At 68.3% G+C, this 19,741-nt stretch carries 10 protein-coding genes and 1 pseudogene; 2 read left to right on the top strand and 9 right to left on the bottom strand.

Going from position 1 to position 19,741, the window contains the following annotated elements; all coding sequences use genetic code 11:
* Window positions 1-11 precede the first annotated feature (11 nt).
* From ACIPXM_RS09280 to ACIPXM_RS09250, 7 genes are all read right to left on the bottom strand, one after another.
* Window positions 12-929 (bottom strand): glutamate ABC transporter substrate-binding protein, encoded by a 918-nt coding sequence (locus ACIPXM_RS09280; RefSeq protein ID WP_401653607.1) that lies wholly within the window; start codon window positions 927-929, stop codon window positions 12-14.
* A 25-nt stretch (window positions 930-954) separates the two neighbouring features.
* Window positions 955-1,701 (bottom strand): amino acid ABC transporter ATP-binding protein, encoded by a 747-nt coding sequence (locus ACIPXM_RS09275; RefSeq protein WP_401653605.1) that lies wholly within the window; start codon window positions 1,699-1,701, stop codon window positions 955-957.
* Window positions 1,702-1,908: 207 nt separating this feature from the next.
* Window positions 1,909-2,346, bottom strand: a complete 438-nt coding sequence (locus tag ACIPXM_RS09270; RefSeq protein ID WP_401653603.1) for a DUF6278 family protein — start codon at window positions 2,344-2,346, stop codon at window positions 1,909-1,911.
* A 103-nt stretch (window positions 2,347-2,449) separates the two neighbouring features.
* Window positions 2,450-3,229 carry an exodeoxyribonuclease III gene (locus ACIPXM_RS09265; RefSeq protein ID WP_401653601.1) on the bottom strand — a complete coding sequence of 260 codons (780 nt, stop codon included), beginning with the start codon at window positions 3,227-3,229 and terminating at the stop codon, window positions 2,450-2,452.
* Window positions 3,230-3,344: 115 nt separating this feature from the next.
* Window positions 3,345-3,977, bottom strand: a complete 633-nt coding sequence (locus ACIPXM_RS09260; RefSeq protein WP_401653598.1) for an MBL fold metallo-hydrolase — start codon at window positions 3,975-3,977, stop codon at window positions 3,345-3,347.
* Window positions 3,978-4,001: 24 nt separating this feature from the next.
* Entirely contained in the window at window positions 4,002-5,261 is a 1,260-nt protein-coding gene (locus ACIPXM_RS09255) for an alpha/beta fold hydrolase (protein WP_401653596.1), read from the bottom strand.
* Window positions 5,262-5,398: 137 nt separating this feature from the next.
* Window positions 5,399-8,563, bottom strand: coding sequence for an FG-GAP-like repeat-containing protein (locus ACIPXM_RS09250; protein ID WP_401653594.1), 3,165 nt, complete (start codon window positions 8,561-8,563; stop codon window positions 5,399-5,401).
* A gap of 495 nt (window positions 8,564-9,058) precedes the next feature.
* Between ACIPXM_RS09250 and ACIPXM_RS09245 the strand changes: the two genes are divergently transcribed.
* Window positions 9,059-16,915, top strand: a complete 7,857-nt coding sequence (locus tag ACIPXM_RS09245; protein WP_401653592.1) for a ricin-type beta-trefoil lectin domain protein — start codon at window positions 9,059-9,061, stop codon at window positions 16,913-16,915.
* Window positions 16,916-17,497: 582 nt separating this feature from the next.
* Here the strand turns inward: ACIPXM_RS09245 and ACIPXM_RS09240 are convergent.
* A pseudogene (locus ACIPXM_RS09240) lies at window positions 17,498-18,313 on the bottom strand (tyrosine-type recombinase/integrase); the annotation flags it as partial.
* A gap of 53 nt (window positions 18,314-18,366) precedes the next feature.
* Between ACIPXM_RS09240 and ACIPXM_RS09235 the strand changes: the two are divergent.
* Window positions 18,367-18,801, top strand: a complete 435-nt coding sequence (locus tag ACIPXM_RS09235; protein WP_401653590.1) for a hypothetical protein — start codon at window positions 18,367-18,369, stop codon at window positions 18,799-18,801.
* 4 nt (window positions 18,802-18,805) lie between these two features.
* Here the strand turns inward: ACIPXM_RS09235 and ACIPXM_RS09230 are convergent.
* Window positions 18,806-19,737 (bottom strand): IS5 family transposase gene (locus ACIPXM_RS09230; RefSeq protein WP_401653588.1). Its coding sequence is split into 2 segments (ribosomal slippage): window positions 18,806-19,399 and window positions 19,402-19,737, totalling 930 coding nucleotides; the frame shifts between segments, so codons are not numbered across the junction.
* Between the last annotated feature and the right edge of the window lie 4 nt (window positions 19,738-19,741).

Here is a 19,741-nt window from a genome sequence, read left to right as displayed (position 1 = left end):
GCGCTCCTTCCTCAGCTCGCCGGGTAGCGGTCGATGGCGGGCGGCGTCGGCGCGGGCACGCCGGACAGGCCGAGGGTCGCGTCGTAGGCCCGCTTCCAGTCGCCGTTCCTCTCGTGGGCGGCGATGGCGTCGTCGAGCGCGAAGCGCAGCGCGTTGTCGTCGTGCGGGACGCCGATCCCGTACGGCTCCTCGCTGAACGGCTTCCCGGCGAGCTTCAGTTCGTCGGGGACCTTGGCCGCGTACCCCATCAGGATGGTGTCGTCGGTGGTGACGGCGTCGACCTGGTAGGTGAGCAGGTTGTCGACGCAGACCGAGTAGGTGTCGTAGGCGACGAGTTCGGCCTTCGGGTAGTCCTTCTGGATGCGCTGGTACGGGGTGGAGCCCGCGGCCGAGCAGACCCGCTTGCCCGCCAGGTCCTGCGGCCCGTGGATGTCGTTCTCGTCGGTGCGGACGAGCAGCGACTGTCCGGCGAGGTAGTAGGGGCCCGCGAAGCCGACGAGCTTCTTGCGGTTGGCGTTGATGGTGTAGGTGCCGACGTAGTAGTCGATCTGGCCGTTCTGCAGGGCGGTCTCGCGGTTCGCGGAGGCGATGGTGCGGAAGCCGATCCCGGCCGGGTCGAAGCCGAGCGAGGCGGACATCATCCGGGCGATCTCGATGTCGAAGCCGGAGTAGCGGCCGGTCGCCGGGTCCTTCTCGCCCATGTAGGGCTGGTCCTCCTTCACGCCGACGACGAGGTGACCGCGGCTCTTGGCCCGCCGCCAGGTCGGCGAGTCGGGCAGGGTGAAGCCCGACTGGACCTGGTAGACGGGGAGTTGGCCGGGTTGTGGGCCCTTGACGGGCGGACTGCCCTCCTTGCCGCAGCCGGTGGCCGTGAGGGCGGCGGCGAGCAGCAGGGCGAGCGCGGCGAGGGTTCGTTTCGTTCGCTGCATGGCGTGTGCGCGGCTCCCGGTCCGGTCAGTGCTTGAGGATCTTGGACAGGAAGTCCTTGGCGCGTTCGCTGTTCGGGGCGGTGAAGAAGTCCTCGGGGGCGCGGTCCTCGACGATCTTTCCGTCGGCCATGAAGACGACCCGGTTGGCGGCGGAGCGGGCGAAGCCCATCTCGTGGGTGACGACCACCATGGTCATGCCGTCCCGGGCGAGTTGCTGCATCACCTCCAGGACCTCGTTGATCATCTCCGGGTCGAGGGCGGAGGTCGGCTCGTCGAAGAGCAGCGCCTTGGGGTCCATGGCGAGGGCGCGGGCGATGGCGACGCGCTGCTGCTGGCCGCCGGAGAGCTGGGCGGGGAACTTGTCGGCGTGGGCGGCGAGTCCGACCCGGTCGAGGAGTTCGCGGGAGCGCCGGTCGGCGTCCTCCCTCTTGCGTTTGCGGACCTTGATCTGTGCGAGGGAGACATTGGCGAGCACGGTCTTGTGCGCGAAGAGGTTGAACGACTGGAAGACCATGCCGACCTCGGCGCGGAGCCGGGCGAGGGCCTTGCCCTCCTCGGGGAGCGGCTGCCCGTCGATGCGGATGTCGCCGGACTCGACGGCCTCCAGGCGGTTCATCGCCCGGCAGAGGGTGGATTTGCCGGAGCCGGAGGGTCCGATGACCACGACGACCTCGCCTCGTCCGACGGTGAGGTCGATGTCCTGGAGGACGTGCAACGAGCCGTAGTGCTTGTTGACGCCACGCAGTTCGATCAACGGGTCGACGCCGGCCATACGCTCCCCTGCCCCTTGGGTGTCTTCGTGTGTCTTCGTGTGTCTTCGTGTGTCTTCGCTGCTGTCGAGGTCAGCGCAAACTATCCGTCCCGAAAAGGGACTTCACACCCGACACGCATGAAAGGGGGATAAGCCGTATTTACTGCCGAGGGCCGGGCAGGGTCCAGGGCGGGGGCGCGGAGCGCCGGGGCCGGGTCCGGGCCCGGGTCAGACCTCGGCGCACTCCGCGTACAGCTGGGAGAGCTCGGGCGCGCCGGTGGCGGCCCAGTCGAGCCCGGCCCCGACCACGTCGATCTCCCGGCCCGAGGGCAGCAGGACCACCGGCTGCCCGTCCGGCCGCAGCCGCCATCCGGCGCCCGGCACGGTCCGCACCAGGACGGTGCCCAGATACAGTCCGGCGTCGTTGCCGACCCAGGGCAGTTCCTCCGGGTCGTCCCGCCAGCGCGGCGGCAGCTGGTCGAGCGCCGCGAGCGAGCGCGGCGTGTCGTCGAGCGCCACCCCGGCCTCCTGGGCACGGGCGCGCAGCAGCTCGCACTCGGCGAGCAGTTCGGCGGCACCCTCCGGGTCCCGGTCGAAGACCGAGACCAGCGGGGAACGTACCGTTTCGTGCCGCTTGCGCCAGTTGTCCAGAAAAGGAATGTTCATCCGAACAGCGTCGCACCGCACCCCGGGGAGGCACCACCCGGCGCGCGGAGATCACCGGGTCGCGGCGGGGACGCCTGGGATTCCTGGGACTGGTGGGGAGAACTCAGACGTCCAGGTCGACGACGACCGGGGCATGGTCGGACGCGCCCTTGCCCTTGCGCTCCTCGCGGTCGACGTAGCTGTCCTTGACGGCGTCGGCGAACGGCTTGTTCCCGTACACCAGGTCGATGCGCATGCCCTTGTTCTTCGGGAAGCGCAGCTGGCGGTAGTCCCAGTACGTGTAGGGGTGGGCGTACTTCAGCGGGCGCGGCACCACGTCGCCGAGGCCGGTCTCACGGAGCGCGGCGAGCGCGGCCCGCTCGGGCTCGGTGACATGGGTGAGGCCCTCGAACTCGGCGATGTCCCAGACGTCGTCGTCGGTGGGCGCGATGTTGTAGTCGCCGAGGACCGCGAAGGGGCGCTCGCCCGCCGCGTCGTCGGTGACGGCCGCCCGCAGGGCGTCGAGCCACCGCAGCTTGTAGCCGTAGTGGTCGTGCTCGACCTCCCGGCCGTTCGGCACGTACACCGACCAGACGCGGACCGGGCCGCAGGTCGCCGAGATGGCGCGGGGCTCCTGCACGCCCTCGTAGTCGGGGCCGCCGGGCAGACCGGTGACGACGTCCGCGAGGCCGACCCGGGAGAGCAGGGCGACCCCGTTCCACCGGCCGGTGGCGTTGACCGCGGACTCGTAGCCCAGCTCCCGCAGGGCTTCGGCGGGGAACTGCTCGGCGGTGCACTTGGTCTCCTGGATGCACAGCACGTCGGTGCCGCTGCTCTCCAGCCAGGCCAGCAGCCGGGGCAGCCGCGCGGTGATCGAATTGACGTTCCAGGTGGCGATGCGCATGACCGCAAGCCTAGCCAAAGGGTCCGACAACGGGCCGCCACGGCGTCTCGGCGGGCCCGGTCCCCGGCGCTCGGGCGTCCCCCGCGCTCAGAATTCGGCGCTCAGCGCTCGGCGCTCAGAGTTCGGCGGTGCCGCCCGGGGCCAGCCTGCGGTGGTCGGTGCCGCCGAGCGCGCCGATCTGCCGGTCGTAGATCGGCCGGGCCAGATCGGTGAGGAGCGCGTCGTGGATGTCGTACGCGCGCACCGGCTTCACCTCGCGGACGTACTCGATCACCTCGGAGATCTTGTTCCACGGCGCCATGACCGGCAGGAACAGCGTCTCCACCGGGTGCTCGGGCACGGTCAGCGCGTCGCCGGGGTGGAAGACGGTGCCGTCGACGAGATAGCCGACGTTGGTGATCCGCGGGATGTCGGGGTGGATCACGGCGTGCAGTTCGCCGTGCACCTGGACGTCGAACCCGGCGGCGCTGAAGGTGTCGCCGTGCCCGACCGTGTGCACCCGGCCGGGGAACGCCGCCGCCAGCCGCTCGGCGACGCTCCGCAGCGTCCACACCTCGGCCGCCGGGTTCGCGTCGAGCGCGGCCCGCAGCCGACCCTCGTCGAAGTGGTCGGGGTGCTCGTGGGTGACGAGGAGGACGTCCGCGCCGAGCGCGGCGTCCTCCTCGGTGAACATCCCGGGGTCGATGACGAGCGCGCGCCCGTCCTTCTCCAGGCGGACGCAGGCGTGGGTGTTCTTCGTCAGCTTCACGCCCAGCAGCCTAGGCGGTGCGGCCTAGGGAGTGGTGTCCTCCTCGATCACCCGGGCGACGACCCCGAGGGCCCGCTCGGCGGCGGGCAGCCCGCAGTAGACCGCGGTCTGGAGCAGGATCTCGCGCAGCTCGTCGGGGCTGAGGCCGTTGCGCAGCGCGGCCCTGGTGTGGTCGGCGAGCGCCTCGTGGTGGCCGCCCGCGATCAGCACGGCGAGCGTGACGGCGCTGCGGGTGCGCCGGTCGAGGCCGTCCCTGCGCCACACCTCGCCCCAGGCGAAGCCGGTGACCAGACGCTGGAACTCGGCGCCGAACGGATCCCCGAGCGCTTCGTCGACCTGGGCGTCGCCCAGCACCTCGCGGCGCAGCTTGAGCCCGTCCTCGTACGGGTCGGTGCGCGGCTCCGGCTCCTCGGCGGGCGCCGCGGGGGCGATCTCGGCGACCGGTACGACGGGCGCGGAGACCTGCGGGACGCCGGGCGGCGGGGTGAGGGAGCCGGTGGCGTCCTGCGCGAGGGGCGCGAAGTGGTCGGCGAGCAGTTCGGTGACGGCGGCCGGCTGTTCGACCGGCGCGAGGTGGGAGGCGCCGGGGACGACGGCGAGCCGCGCGTCCGCGATCCCGGCGACCAGGGTGCGGGCCTCGGCGGGCCCGGTGACCTGGTCGTCGGCGCCGACCAGGACGAGCGCCGGGACGCCGATCCGGCCGAGGGCCTCGCGGACGTCGAAGACGGCGAGGGCTTCGCAGGCGGCGATGTAGCAGCCGGGGTCGGTGGTGCGGACCATCTGGACGGCCCAGTCGACGATGGCGGGCTGGGCGCCCGCGAAGGCCGGGGTGAACCACTGCTCGGGGGCGGTGCGGGCCATCGGCTCCAGGCCGTTGGTCCGTACGATCACCCCGCGCTGGCGGAACTCGTCGGGCGTCCCGAACCGCGGCGAGGTCGCGACGAGGGCGAGCGACGCGACCCGGTGCGGGGCCCGCAGCGCCAGATCCAGCCCGACGGCCCCACCGAGCGCGCACCCGGCGTACCCGAACCGCTGCACCCCCAGCTCGTCGAGGGTGGCGAGCAGCCGGTCCCCGAGCTCGGCGACGGACTCGGCGGACTGGGCGGGCGCGCCGCCGTGCCCCGGCAGATCGAACCGGACGACGCGCCAGGTGCGGGTCAGCTCGGGTATCTGCCGGTCCCACATGTGCCAGGTGGTCCCGAGCGAGGGCCCGAGCACCAGGACCGGTGCGTCGTCTCGCCCGTCTACGCGGTATTGGAGGGTGTTGGTCGGTGTCTCGCTCACCCGCCCACGCTCTCATACGTGGACCGCGGCCAGGGGCGGGGGTGCGTGGGCGGCCCTGGCCGTACGCTCCGGGCCGAGCGGCGCCATGTCTGTGGGGCCCGGCCGCGGCGGCCGGGCCCCACAGGGAAGGGTGGTGCCTATCCGAATGCCTTGATGGCGTTCCAGTTCAGGCCGAGGACGGTCTTGGCCGCGGCGTTGGTGTTGGTGGTCGAGGGGTAGTAGACGCTGAAGTGTCCGTCGGACGCGAAACGGGCCCAGATGTCGGGGACACCGTCCTTGTTGGTGTCCGGAATTCCGATCGCCGCCGAGATGTACCCCTCGGTCCATCCCGCGCCGTAGGCGACATCGCCGTTGAGCGAGTTGGCCGCCAGCATGAGCGAGGTCAGCTCGACACTTCCGGGGCCACCTGCGCCGGGCTTGCCGTGCCGGACGTTCATCGCGCCGCCGTCGAGGTCGCGCCAGAGCAGGTCCGGGGTGCCGTCCTTGTTGATGTCGCCGACGTTGACGATGTCACGGCGCGCCCATGCGCCGCTGTTCATGAGGGTCGCCTGCTGGAAGGTTCCACCCGTGTATCCGGACAGGAACCAGAGGGCGTTGCCCGAGCGCAGGAACAGATCAGGGAGCTTGTCACCGGTGACGTCGCCGACGGCCTTGATCTGCGTCCAGGTCGACGGAGCGGGTGCGTCGGCGGGCAGCTCGATCTCGATACGGCTGTCGACGTTGAAGGTTCCGTAGCCGTCGCCGGGGTAGAGCCAGAAGCCCCCGTCCGGGGTACGCGCGAAGAGATCGGTCGAACCATCGCCGGGGTAGACGTCCTGGTGGTGGGAGATCAGGGCCGCCTTTCCGGTGACCGGGTCGTACCAGTGCCCCGCCGGGTTGATCTTCTTGTTCTTGCCTCCGTACGAACCGGCCATACCCGCGTACAGTTCGCCACCCTCCGCCCCGGACAGGGTCTCCAGTACCCCGTTGGCGTTGATGATCACGAGATCGACGATGCCGTCGCCACCGAGGTCTCCGGGCCCGTCGGCCCGATCGCGCGGCTGGACATAGAAGATGTAGTCCGCACGGATGCTCTGATTACCGACCGCGTCGAGCGCGTACACCTGGAGGCCGTTGGGTCCGGCGTGCGGCGGCTTCAGATCCGGCACCGTGGCCACACCCTTGACCGCGTCGACGTAGCTGAAGCTCAGGCCCTCGAAGCCGTACTTGAACCGGGTGGCCTCAGGGGACGAGAACGTGATCGCCCCGACTCCTCCGAACTTCACCTCCGCCCAGGTCGCGCCGTCGGCTGTGGCGGCGGGGAACACGGCGCTCTCGACCTGAGGCTGCGACGGCGCGGACGCGTCGATGTTGATCCGGCAGGGCTCGGTGCCCGCCGGGAACCAGGTGGACACGCTGCCGGAGCTGTCCTCGGCACGCACATCCCAGGAATACGTCGCCTTGTCCACCAGTGTGGTCGACGCGATGGTGAAGGTGGCCCTGCCGCTCGAAAGACTGGTCACGAGCACACCTGCCGGTACCGCGGTGCCGGTCTTCCAGAAACGGAAGCGCAGACCCTTGAGATTCCCGTCGGCGTCGGTGGCCGAGGCGGCCAGCGTGATGTTGGTCTTGCCGACGGTCACCCCGGCGTCCGGACCGGGGTTGCACGCACCGCCGGGCGACGACGTACCACCGGTGGGCTCCTTCGGCGGCCGGTTGTAATCCACCTCCAGGGTCGCGGAGTTCGCCTTGAACTTCCGCCAGGTCTGTACATCGGACTCGCTACTGGCCCGCATGCCGAACGTGAGCGACGACCAGCCGCTGTCGGCACCCTTCTGCGCCGCGGCCCTCACGTCGAACGCTTCGTACTCGTCCGGACACGAGGTCGACCAGCCGTGGGCGAACGACTTCTTCTGGAGCAGGGTCGACCAGCTCGGCTGCGAGTTCCACGTGGTGCCGGAGGTGATGGAGCCGGTCAGATAGAACTGGAACTCCCGGGCCGTGCAGGACCAGGAATGGTTGTTCAGGACCTTGAACGCGGCACGGCTGATGGTGGCGCCCTTGAGGCTGCTGGAATAGCCCATGCGCCAGAAGGCACGCGCGGTGCCTCCGGTCGTGCTCTCATGGCCCACGCGGGCGTCGGAGGTGCCCTCGCTGAAGTTGGTGCCGTTGTAGAAACTGGTGTTCGGGTACGGCTTGTACGCGGTGGTCCACGCCTGCCAGCCGCTGGTGAGGGTCGGGTCGACGAAGACGGGGAACTGTGTTCCCGGATCGGTCAGGAGGCCCGCGGCCGCGATGTTCATGTCGATGCGTGCGGCACCGGAGCCGTCACCTTCGAGGCGCAGGTCCATCGGCTCCTGCCGGGCACCCGGCTCCATTCCGGCGAGACCGGGCAGGCTCAGCACGTCTTCGGGTGTGGCCACCGAGGACTTCGCCCGTGGCGCCTCGGACTCTGGGTCGCGGCCGCTGGAGTCCCAGGCGAACGGGGTCGGGACGGAGCCGATCTGTCGTCCTTCCTTGTCCTCGACGACGACGCGATCGACGGAGCTGTCATGGCGGAAGGTCGCGGTGGCGGAGGTCAGGCCGTACGACACCGTGCGCAGGACCGGGCTCTTGGCCGCCTCGGGAGTCTTGACGATGAGGAGCTGGGCGAAGCCGCCCTCTTCCCTGGCGACGACGAGCAGGTCCACACCGGGAAGAACCTCGGAGTAGAGCGCGCGGGGGCCGTCGAGCACGGGCACCGGCAGCGGCCCCGGCCATGAGTAGGTGATGCGGTGTCCGGAGAGCTCCACCTCGGCGAGGACGCTGTCGTCGTTCGGAATTCCCTCGGCCGACGGAGTCAGCGTCGTTCGCGCGTAGGAGCGTGCGGCACGGGAGGACGCCTGAGTTCCGTCGGCGAACCGCACGGGGTGGACCGCGTTGACCGGCGCGATGCCCAGCCCCTCGGCACCCTTGGAGCGCTTCAACGTGGTGTCGATCGGAGCCCATCGGCCGTCGGCCGTCCTCGCCCGCTGCGGCAGGGCGTGGATCTGGGTGCGCAGTTGACCGTCGGGCAGAGCCCAGGTCGTCTCGGTCGCGGTGGTGGCCGTCTCCACCAGGACCTTCTTGCCGGTGCGCATCGCCACGGCCATGGCCGAGACCTCGTCACGAGGTGCGGTGGACGCCTGCTCGGCATCGACCGGCGCCTTACCTGCGGCCGACGGTACGTCAGTGGGCCGCCAGGGCAGCAGGGCGGTGATGAGGACAGCCAGCAACAGGCCTATGGAGAGGGACAGTCGTGTGCGGGTGCGCACGAAGAAGCTGAGAGAACGAGGCACGGACACGGCGGTCTACTCCCGTGGAAACCGGTCGGATTGACGACGGCGCGGACGGCCCCGCTCGGCGAACCACGGGGCAGACGCGCCCACACGATCACATGTCCCGCACAGAACATCCACAGAGAAAGAGGTTGTGAACTCGTTACCTTGCGAAGCAGAGCGAGTGCCCATAGCCACCTTTCGGGTCGACTTCGCAACCTTTGCGCCGTCCGATTCGCGACTATCACGCATCATCACCCAAAAGCACCGAAAGATCTGCTCACGCATCTTGTCCAGTTTTATTCCGTGAGCATCATCACGGATTCTCTACATTGTCAACTCATACGTGGTTGAACAAAGCAACGCCCGTGACGGACAGTTCACGCGCGTTCGCCCGCGGTCGGGCGCGCTCAGCGGTGCCTTCGCACCGTTCTTGAGCTTTCTGTGTTCGCTTTGGGGTGGGAGTCGCCGCGTATGCGTGCTTCAGGTCCACAGTCATGGCTCGGGCGTGGGCGCCTGGTCATGACTGAGTCAGTTCGACGGCGCCGGCGGCGAAGCCGCACGGCGACCGTCCTCTTGCTGTCATCGGTTTTGACCGTTTCGACCCTCACCGGGCAAGGGTGGGCCGTCCCTGGTGACGGAATGAGCCGGACGGAATCGACAGCCCAGGTTGATCTTCCCGAGCTTCCGAAAACGAAGCCGGCGCCGCCTGACGAAGCCGGCGAAACGGATCTGATCACTCAGCCGGAGCAGGAGATCGACACCTACCAGGCGGGTGCGGTCGCCCAGTGGCCCTCAGGGCCGGGCACCGCGACCCTGAAGCCTGATATGGAGGCCGGTACCTCAGTCCCGGTGACGAATGGTCTGCCGATCGCGCTGGGTGTGCCGGAGGGTGCTGATCCGGCGTCGGTGGCCGGTGACTGGAAGGTCGACCTCGCGCCGCCGGCCACCTCGCAGGACGCGGGTGTGTCGGGTCTGGTCATGAAGGTCACGCCGCCGACGACGGTGGACCCGGCCGCCGAGGTCGCGCTGACCGTCGACACGACCGGCTTCGCCGACCTCTACGGCCCGCAGGCCGCCGACCGTTTCGGTCTGGTGCTGCTGCCGGAGTGCGTCTACTCCTCCCCGACGTCCGGTGACTGCGCCGACGACGCGGGCGCGACGACCATGTCGGGCACCGACGAGACGGCCAAGGTCGAGCGGCTGAGCTCGACCGTGGAGACCGTCCCGGCCAAGGACGCGCCGACGGACACCACCGCGGCGAAGAACTCCCCGACCCGAAAGGTCGTCACGGGCACCGTCCCGGTCGCCGGCCTGCTCGGCGAGGGCTTCACCGCCTCGTCCGGCGCGACGAAGGCGTCCTACCGTGACGGTGTGCAGCCGGTCGCGAACGCGGCGGGCGGCTCGGCGGTCGGCATGCTCGACACCGGTTCCTCGGTGCAGGGCGACTTCACGGCCTCGCCGCTGCTGTCGTCCGGTTCCTGGTCCTCCGGCTCCTCGTCGGGCGCGTTCACGTACTCGTACCAGGTGCAGACCCCGGAGACGGCCGGCGGCCTGATGCCGAAGGTCAACCTCTCCTACTCCTCGCAGTCGGTGGACGGCCGTACGTCGTCGACGAACAACCAGGCTTCGTGGATCGGTGACGGCTGGGACTACAACGCGGGTTCCATCACCCGTACCTACGCCAACTGCCGCCAGGACTCCAAGAAGGCCGGGTCCAACAACAAGGACCACAAGACCGCCGACCTGTGCTGGGGCTCGGACAACGCCACCCTCTCGCTCGGCGGCATGACCACCGAGCTGGTGTGGGACGCGGCCAAGAAGGACTGGTTCACCGCCAACGGTGACGGCTCCAAGGTCGAGCGGATCCTCGGCAAGGCCACCGGCAACGGCGCCAAGGACGGCGAGTACTGGGTCGTCACCACCAAGGACGGCACCAAGTACCACTTCGGCCTGAACAAGCTGCCGAACTGGTCCGACAACGGCACCGCCGCCGACGACCCGACCACCGACTCCGTCCTGACGGTCCCGGTCTACGGCAACCACGCGGGCGAGGACTGCTACAAGGGTCCGACCACCAACGACTGGAAGAACTCCTTCTGCACCCAGGGCTGGCGCTGGGGCCTGGACTACGTCGAGGACGTCCACGGCAACGCCATGTCGCTGTGGTGGAAGAAGGACCAGAACTTCTACGCCCGCAACTTCAACTTCAAGGACCCGGTCGTCTACGACCGCGACGGGTACCTGTCGCACATCTACTACGGCCAGCGCAAGGACAACATCTTCAGCGCCACGGCCCCGGCCCGCATCGGCTTCACCGTCGCCGAGCGCTGCTACACCGTCGGCTCGGTCACCTGCACCGACGACAACTTCAAGTCCAAGGACCCCGGCCAGTACCGGCCCTGGTTCGACACCCCGGCCGACCTGCGCTGCGAAGCGAAGAAGAAGTGCTGGAACGCGGGCCCGTCCTTCTGGACCCGCAAGCGCCTGGACAAGATCACCACCTCCGCCCAGCGCCGCACCGACACCGAAGCCCGCCAGGTCGTCGACGAGTACCAGCTCAAGCAGTCCTTCGCCGAGCTCAAGACCGGCCCCAACACCGCCCTGTGGCTGGAGTCCATCCAGCGCACCGGCTACGCCCGCAACGGCTCCACCGACGCGAGCGTGTCCCTGAACCCGGTCCGGTTCGAACCCAACATCGACGACATGCCGAACCGCGTCAAGGCGGTCAACCCGCAGCGCCCGGGCTTCTCCCGGCTGCGCATCGCGCGGGTCATCAACGAGTACGGCGGCGAGACCGCCGTCAGCTACAAGCCGATCACCGGCAAGTGCCTGTCCGGCGCGGGTCTCCCCAAGAAGACCGAGACGGCGGCCCTGAAGGCCAACTCCGAGCTGTGCTACCCGTCGTTCTGGAACCCGGACCCCGAGGTCGAGGACATCGACTGGTTCCACAAGTACGTCGTCGACAGCATCGAAGAGCTGCCCAACATCGACGGCACCTCAGGGACCCGCACCGGCTACCAGTACAAGAACGCCGGCTGGAAGCTCGCCGAGTCCGAGTTCACCAAGAAGTCGACCCGGACGTACTCGCAGTTCGCCGGCTTCGAGCAGACGACCGTCATCACGGGAGAGGACAACCAGAAGTTCTCCGCAAAGCGGACCAAGGCCGTGACGCGCTACTTCCGCGGCATGGGCGACGACGTGCCGGTGAAGGACGTCCACGGCAACGTCATCAAGACATCGGACGGCACCACCGTCTACGACCGCGAGCCCTTCGCCGGCCGCATCGCCGAAGAGCTCAGCTACACCAACGCGACGGACGCCGACACCGACTGGCTCACCCGCAGCATCACGATCCCCGAGGCCACCGAACTGGCCAAGCGGAACCGCGACGACGGCCTGACGGCGCTGAAGGCATGGCGCGTCACCGAGCCCGAGGAGGTCTCCTACACGAAGTCCTCGGGTACCAACCCCGATGACACCCGGACCGAGCGCGTCCTGCGGACGAAGACCACGTACGAGCCGACCTACGGCCTGCCCGTCCTGGTGGAGTCGCTCGGCGACACCGGCAAGACCGGCGACGAGTCCTGCACCAAGTCGGAATACCTGCACCACACGGACAAGAACCTCATCGGCCTGTCCAAGCAGGTCCTCGTCTCCCCCACCCTGTGCAAGGACGCCACCTGGTCGAACCTCGGATCGTTGACCTCGGCGGCACGCACGTCCTACGACGGCCGCGACTACGGGATGGAGCTGGCCGACGACACACTGGGCCGCGCCACCCAGTCGTACACGCTCAACGGCGAGGGCACGGACTTCCAGCCCAGCGGCAAGACCGAGTTCGACGAGGTCGGTCGTGTCATCCGGGCCACGGACCCTGACAAGAACGTCTCCACAATCACCTACGACCCGCCCGCAGGGCAGGTCTTCAAAGTCACCCAGACCAACGCGCTCGGCCACACGCAGGTCCAGGAGCTGGAGCCCGGCCGCGCCGTCGCGCTGAAGACCACGGACCCGAACGGCAGGGTGAGCGAAGCCACCTTCGACCCGCTGGGCCGACTCGTCGAAGCGTGGGCTCCCGGCAGGACTCCCTCGTCCTCGTCCGCGCCTGATTTCCGGGCGGTGTACACCATCGCCGGCGAGAAATCCGCTCCCGACCCGGAGGACGCCACCAAGCAGATCAAGATCCGCATACCGGCTTACGTATCGACCTTTGCGCGTAAGGACAAGAACCGCGTAGAACAGTCGGTCACCATCTACGACGGCCTAGGCCGCGAGCGTCAGACGCAAGAAGAGGCAACCGGTGACGGTTGGCTGATCACCGACACGCTGTACAACGGCTCCGGCGAGGTCCAGCAGACCAACAACGCCTACTTCGCCGACGAGGTGAAACCCGGCGAGCTCTTCCCTGTCGTCGCCGACACGGCCGTCCCCAACATCACGCGCTACACCTACGACGGCCTCGGCCGCGTGGTCGAGGAGATGCCCTACCTCAAGGAGGTCGTGGACACGGACACCGGCGCGTCCCAGTCCAAGCCCCAGCCCGAGCGTGCGACCCACTACGAGTACGGCCAGGACTGGTCGAAGGTCATCAACCCGCAGGGCACGTCGTCCTACCAGGTGTACACCGACGCCCTCGGGCGTACGTCCCGCGTCGACACCCTTGTGGGGCAGGACTCGAAGGTTCACACGTCGGTGTCGTATGAGTACGACGCCCGCGGTCAGCTGGTGAAGGCCACCAACTCGGCCGACAAGGAGCATCCGTGGAGCTGGGTCTACGACCACCGCGGCCGCATGGTGACCTCCGTCGACCCCGACTCGGGAACCGCCAGCACCTCTTACGACCAGTACGACCGTCCCGTCACCACGACCAACGCGCGCGGTGTCGTCGTCTGGAGCGGCTACGACAGCCTGTCTCGCCCCACGCAGCAGCGTTTGGACGGCTCGGACGGCAAACTGCTGTCGGAATACACGTACGACACCGCTCCGGGCGGCAAGGGCATGCCCGCCACCGCCACCCGCTACACGGACGAGCTGCCCTACACCCAGAAGGTCGACGGCTACACCGCCGACTACCAGCCGACGTCCACGACCCTGTCGCTGCCGCAGTCGCTCGTCGACACCTGGGGCTTCGGAAAGAACTACTCCTACACCTACAAGTACTCCGACACCGGCCAGGTGAAGGAGATGGGCCTGCCGGCAGCGGGCAGGTTCCCCGCCGAGAAGGTAGTCGTCCGGTACGACAAGGACGGGATGCCGCTCTCGGTCTCGGGCAAGGACTGGTACGGGTCGGAGACCGCGTACGACCACCACGGTCAGGTCCTGCGCTCCACCCTGGGTGCCCAGCCGTACCGGGTCTGGGCACAGAACTCGTACGACGAGGGCAGCGGTGAACTCACCGACCAGGCTGTCTACCGCGAACAGACCGGCGACAAGAGTCTGGTCGGTGGAATCCTGGTCTCGCACCGCGCATACGACTACGACCCGGCCGGCAACGTCACCTCGATCCAGGAGAAGTCCGTCGGGATCGAGGAGCGGCAGTGCTTCGCGTACGACCCGCTGGGCCAGCTCAAGTCGGCCTGGACCTCGAAGGACCAGGCACCCTGCACGAACCCGCAGAACACCGACGGCACGCTCAACGTGGCCGCCGGCAAGGACAGCTCCGGCTACTGGCAGGAGTACGAGTACGACCTCCTCGGCAACCGCACCAAACTGACCGAGAAGGACCTGTCCGGCAACACCGCCAAGGACGCCACCACCGACTACACGTACGGCAAGGGAACCGCCAAGGACCAGCCGCACACGCTGACCAGGGTGAAGCGGAAGTCCACCACCCCGGCCGGCGCGGACGTGACGGCCGAGGCCGAGCGCGTGTACGAACTGACCGGCGAGACGCGGTCGGTCACCTCTCTGCAGAACGGTGACAAGCAGGAACTGACCTGGACCTACGACGGCCAGGTCGACCGGATCACCGGTCAGGGCTCGGGCGGCAAGACCCCTTACGTGGGTCTCGGCCAGAAGTGTCTCGATCTCAAGGGGGGCCTGCCCTCGGCGGGACAGCCCATCCAGTTGTACGCCTGCAACACCTCGGTGGCACAACGGTTCACGTTCACACCCACCCCTGCCACGACGGCGGTCCCGCAGACCGACGCCGATCGCGGAACTCTCTCGGCATACGGCACCTGGTGCCTTCAGCCGACGGCCAACACCGCGGGATCCGCGGTCCAGATCCAGAAGTGCAACGGTTCGACCGCGCAGGAGCTCAAGCGCAACGCCTCCGGGCAGCTCCTGCACATGGCCTCCGGCTTGTGCCTCGCGGTACAGGGCGCGGCCAATGTGAACAGCACTCCGGTCGTGCTCGCCACGTGCGCCGCGGAGGATGCGGCCCAGCGGTGGCTGCCGCAGAACGACACCCGGCACATCTACGGCCCGGACGGCAGCCGCCTGCTCACCATCCAGGGCAAGCAGGCCACGCTGCACCTGGGTGAAGCCGAGATCACCGTCCAGGAGGGCGGCGCGCTCGTCAGCACCCAGCGCACGTACGCCGCCCCGGGTGGCGCCGTCATGCGCTACGCCAACGGCACGGGCGCGGATCTGCTCGTCGCCCAGACCGGTGACCACCAGGGCAGCGCCTATACGGAGGTCACCCTCGACAGCGCCATGAACGTCCGCGTCCGCAAGCAGGATCCGTTCGGCAACGAGCGGGCCGCGGACGCCACGGCGAAGAACGCCCAGTCTCACAAGGGATTCCTGGGCAAGACGCGCGACGACGCCTCCGGGTACACCCCGTTGGGCGCTCGTCTCTACGACCCCGTGGTCGGACGTTTCCTCTCCGCCGACCCGCTGCTCGACCTGAACGACCCGCTGCAGTCCAACGGGTACGCCTACGCGCACAACAACCCGGTGACGTTCTCCGACCCGACCGGTCTGGCGATCTCGCTGACGGCCTCGGAGCGGGCGGCGGCACTCGCGGGCGCCGGCCTGTCGGCCGCCCAGGTCGCGCAGGCACAGGCGATGCAGGGCAAGTCCCTCTCGTCCGTCATCCTGTCGATCGCCTGGTCGACGCTGCAGGACTTCATCGGCATCACCGACGCCATGCAGTGCTTCGGCGGTGACATGTGGTCGTGCGGCAGCCTGATCCTGGACGCCATTCCCTGGACCAAGCTGGGCAAGATCCCGTCGGTCCTGAAGGCGATCAACCGCACCATCGACGCCATCCAGGCGTTCAAGGCGGCCAAGAAGGCAGCCGAGGTGGTCCTCAAGGCGGCCAAGGCCGCCGAGGCCGCCGCCTTGAGAGCCAAGCAGGCCGCGATCGACCGGGCGAAGAAGGCGGCCCAGGCGGCCGCGAAAAAGGCGGCCGACGCGGCGAAGAGAACAGCCGACAAGGCGGTCCAGAAAACCAAGAAGACCGGCAACCCGGTCCAGAAGCAGGCCCAGGCCAAGGCCGCACCGAAGGTGTCCTCCGCGTCCAGCGGCAAGGGCGGCAAGAGCGGCGAAGGCAAGTCCGGCGGCAGCTCGGGCGGCTCTTCCCGCAACAAGGCCGGCAGCAGCGGCAGTGGCGACTCCGGCAAGGCCGACGGCGGCGGGGGCGAAGGCGGTTCCTGCGCCACCAACAGTTTCGTGCCCGGCACGAAGGTCCTCATGGCCGACGGCTCCACCAAGCCGATCGAGCAGGTGAAGACCGGCGACAAGGTCGTCGCGACCGACCCGAAGACCGGGGAGACCCGGATCGAGACGGTCACCGCCGAGATCAAGGGCCAGGGCCTCAAGCACCTGGTCAAGGTCACCATCGACACTGACGGCCCGGCGGGTACGAAGACGGCCGAGGTCACCGCGACGGACGGGCACCCCTTCTGGGTCCCCGAACTCCGCGAGTGGATCGACGCCAAGGACCTGAAGGCCGGCGAGTGGCTGCGCACGAGCGCGGGCACGCGGGTCCAGATCACGGCGGTCGCCCGTTGGACGGCCGGGACGGCGACGGTTCACAACCTGACGGTCGGTGACACGCACACGTACTATGTGCTGGCGGGGGCCACGCCGGTTCTCGTTCACAATGCAACGCCAGGTCAGAAGTGCGATCTGACGCTGGGTGCTGGTCCGAATGCCCGAGAGGGAGTCGGCCTGGAGAACGGTGACATTGAAGCAGATGGCGTTCGAGATCTGATCAATGAATCCGGGAATGCACATGGCTGCCACACCTGCGATGCCACGACCCCTGGCACCAAAGACGGAGATTGGATTCCAGATCACCAGCCGCCGTCCAGTCTTGTGGCCCCCGGATCTCCTCAGACGGCGTATCCCCACTGTCTGCCCTGTGCTAGGCGGCAGGGCGGGGTCGTCTCACAACTTTCACAAGGAAAGAGCAAGAAGGAATGGTAGCTAATAGCCCTGTGGTTGCATTCCTGGCAAAAATCGAGCACGGGTGCCTGATCTTGCGGGATGCGGGAAGTGACGATGACGTCAGCGACTGGGACCCGGCGTCCAGCAGCTGGTATCAAGAGGGCAGTTCACTCATCTTCGGCGTTCAGGCCAGTGTCGACGGTCCTGTCGAATGCGAGGTATGGAAGGCGGCTCCGTCTGAGGTGCTTCCGGCGAACCTCTTTGAGGTGCCACTTCCATGTCCGTCCGGGTGGCTCGTATTGCACGACCCAAACGAATACGCCCGAATGCAATTCACGGGATTCCGTGATTCTGTGATCTGTTCGGTAATGGTGGATGATCCGCAATTTCCGTCAAAGGTTCAGATCTTGCTGAGGGCGGAAGGCGAGTAGCTCTCGGCGCTCGCGGGAACGGGCGAGGTTCCAGTCGGGGGTCTCGCCAGTTTTCTATGCGGTGCGAGGGCTTCGTTCCGCTGAGGGACGTCGACCTTCCCGCGCCGTTCCGAACCGCAAAGCTGAAGCCCCGTCAGGTGCGCCCTGGCGGGGCTTCTGCATGGGGTGACGGCAGTAGTTGACGGCAACGTCAGCGGACGATGGCTCCGCACAGTGCGTCGCCGCGGGTCGGCTCGTGGCTGGCGGGACCGTCGAGCGCGGTGCTGAGGGTGTTGATGGCGTCGCGCTGGAGGCGGAGTCGGACGTGGGCGTAGACGGTGGCGGTGACGCCGATGTGGGCGTGGCCGAGGAGTTCCTTGATCACGACGAGTTCGATGCCCTGTTCCAGAAGCAGGGTCGCGGTCGAGTGCCTGAGGTCGTGGAAGCGGATGCGGCGGAGCCCCGCCTGTTTGAGGAGGCCGCGGAAGCTGCGTGTGAGGTTGGCGGGATCAAGTGGTCTCCCAGTTGATGTGCTAAATACGAGGCCGCCGTCCCTCCAGCCGGCCCCTGCCGCCTCACGTTCTCCCTCCTGATGTTCGCCGTGTTCCTTGAGCAAGAGGATGCACGCCCTGGGGAGGGCAATGCGACGTTCGGAGGCGTGGGTCTTGGTGGGCAGGGAGGTTAGACCGCTGGTCCGAGTCCGCTGAAGCGAGCGCCGGATGCTCGCCGTACCGCCGTTGAGGTCGAGGTCTTCCCAGCGCAGGCCGAGGAGTTCACCTTTACGGAGTCCGGTGCGGAGGGCGAGTTCGTAAAGCGCGTGCAGCCGGTCCTCCTGCACCGCCACAAGGAACTGCCGGGCTTCGGCCGCTGTGAGGGGCTGGAAGCGCCGGGGCCGGGGTCCAGTGGTGTTCACGTTCCGGGCGACGTTGCGGGGCAGGTCATCCTCACGGACGGCGTGTTCCAGGGCCGACTTGAGGACGGAGTGGACGTAGGCCACGGTCAGTGGCGACAACACCTTGCCGCAGCACTAGGACTTGTCCGGCCGATCATGGTTGTGGGCTGTCGGGCATGATCGGCCGGATGAGCATCATCGTGAAGTTCTTCGTGGCGCCGGACGACACGTCAGCGGCTCTGACCCTCCAAACGGGGCCGGGACGGGCATTCGAGTCGCTTTCCTTTGGGAACTTCGATCCCGAAGAGTCGGTGGTCGAGTGGGAATGCCTTCTGGTCGGCGGCAGTTTCGAGGAACTCGTCGAAGCCGGTGAGCCTCGCATCGTCGCTGGCCAGGACAATGACGGGTGCGTCGTCTTCGCGATGTCGCCTCGCCTGTCTGCTGCACTCGCGGACGCAGGGCACTCCAGGTTGCGTGGCGTCGCCGCCTCGTGGGCTCAGCTGCGCGCGGAAGATGGCGAGGCCATCGACACGGAGATTGCCGAGGCGATCGTGGCTGATCTGGCTGGTCTCGTCAGCAGCGCCCAGCGCCGGCACCAGGGCGTCTACTGCTGGGTCGCGTAGGAGTTCATGTCCGGAGCCAGATCGCGACGGCCGCCGCGGTGGCGGTGCCGAGGAAGACGTAGCCCCGTTTGTCGTAGCGCGTGGCGACCGCCCGGGACTGCTTCAAGAGGTTGATCGCCCGCTCGACGGTGTTGCGCTTCTTGTAGCGGTCCTCATCGAAGCCGGGCGGCCGTCCACCACGTGCGCCTTTGCGCAGGCGGGCCGCCTGGCTGTCGATCTTCTCCGGGATGGTGTGGCGGATTCCCCGCCGTCGCAGGTACTCGCGGATGGGCCCGTTGCTGTAAGCCTTGTCGGCCGCAAGGCTGTCCGGCTTCTTGCGTGGCCGTCCCAGGCCAGGTCTGGGCACTCGGATCTTTTCCAGGACCGGCTTGAACTGGGTGCAGTCGGCCCGTTGACCTGGAGTGACGATCAGGGACAACGGGCGGCAACGACCGTCCGCGCTCAGGTGGAGCTTGCTGGTGAACCCGCCCCGCGAGCGGCCCAGGCCCTCACCTCCAGCACCACCTCCACCAGGCGGGCAACGAGACTCTGCCACGGCATCTCGTCCTGGTGTTCCACCCCTGCGGCCCCCTTTGATCCCGGGACCGGAGGCGGATCGGTGCGGGCGCCGGCCGCATGCTGATGCGCGCGGACGATGGTGGAGTCGACCGAGAGGTCCCAGTCGATCTCGCCAGCGGCGTCGGCCGCGGCCTGGACCTGCTGGAGCAGGCGTTCCCAGGTGCCGTCGGCCGACCACAGGCGATGGCGTTCGTAGACGGTCTTCCACGGCCCGAACCGTTCGGGCAAGTCACGCCACTGCACGCCGGTTCGCACCCGGTGCAGAATCCCGTCGATCACCTGCCGGTGATCCCGCCACCTGCCACAACGCCCGTTGCTGACCGGCAGGAACGGCCGCAGCCGTTCCCACTCGGCATCACTCAGATCACCCCGCCCCATGCCC

Source organism: Streptomyces sp. NPDC090025 (assembly GCF_044748125.1).
Taxonomy (GTDB): Bacteria; Actinomycetota; Actinomycetes; order Streptomycetales; family Streptomycetaceae; genus Streptomyces.
This window is presented reverse-complemented; position numbering and strand designations above follow the sequence as displayed.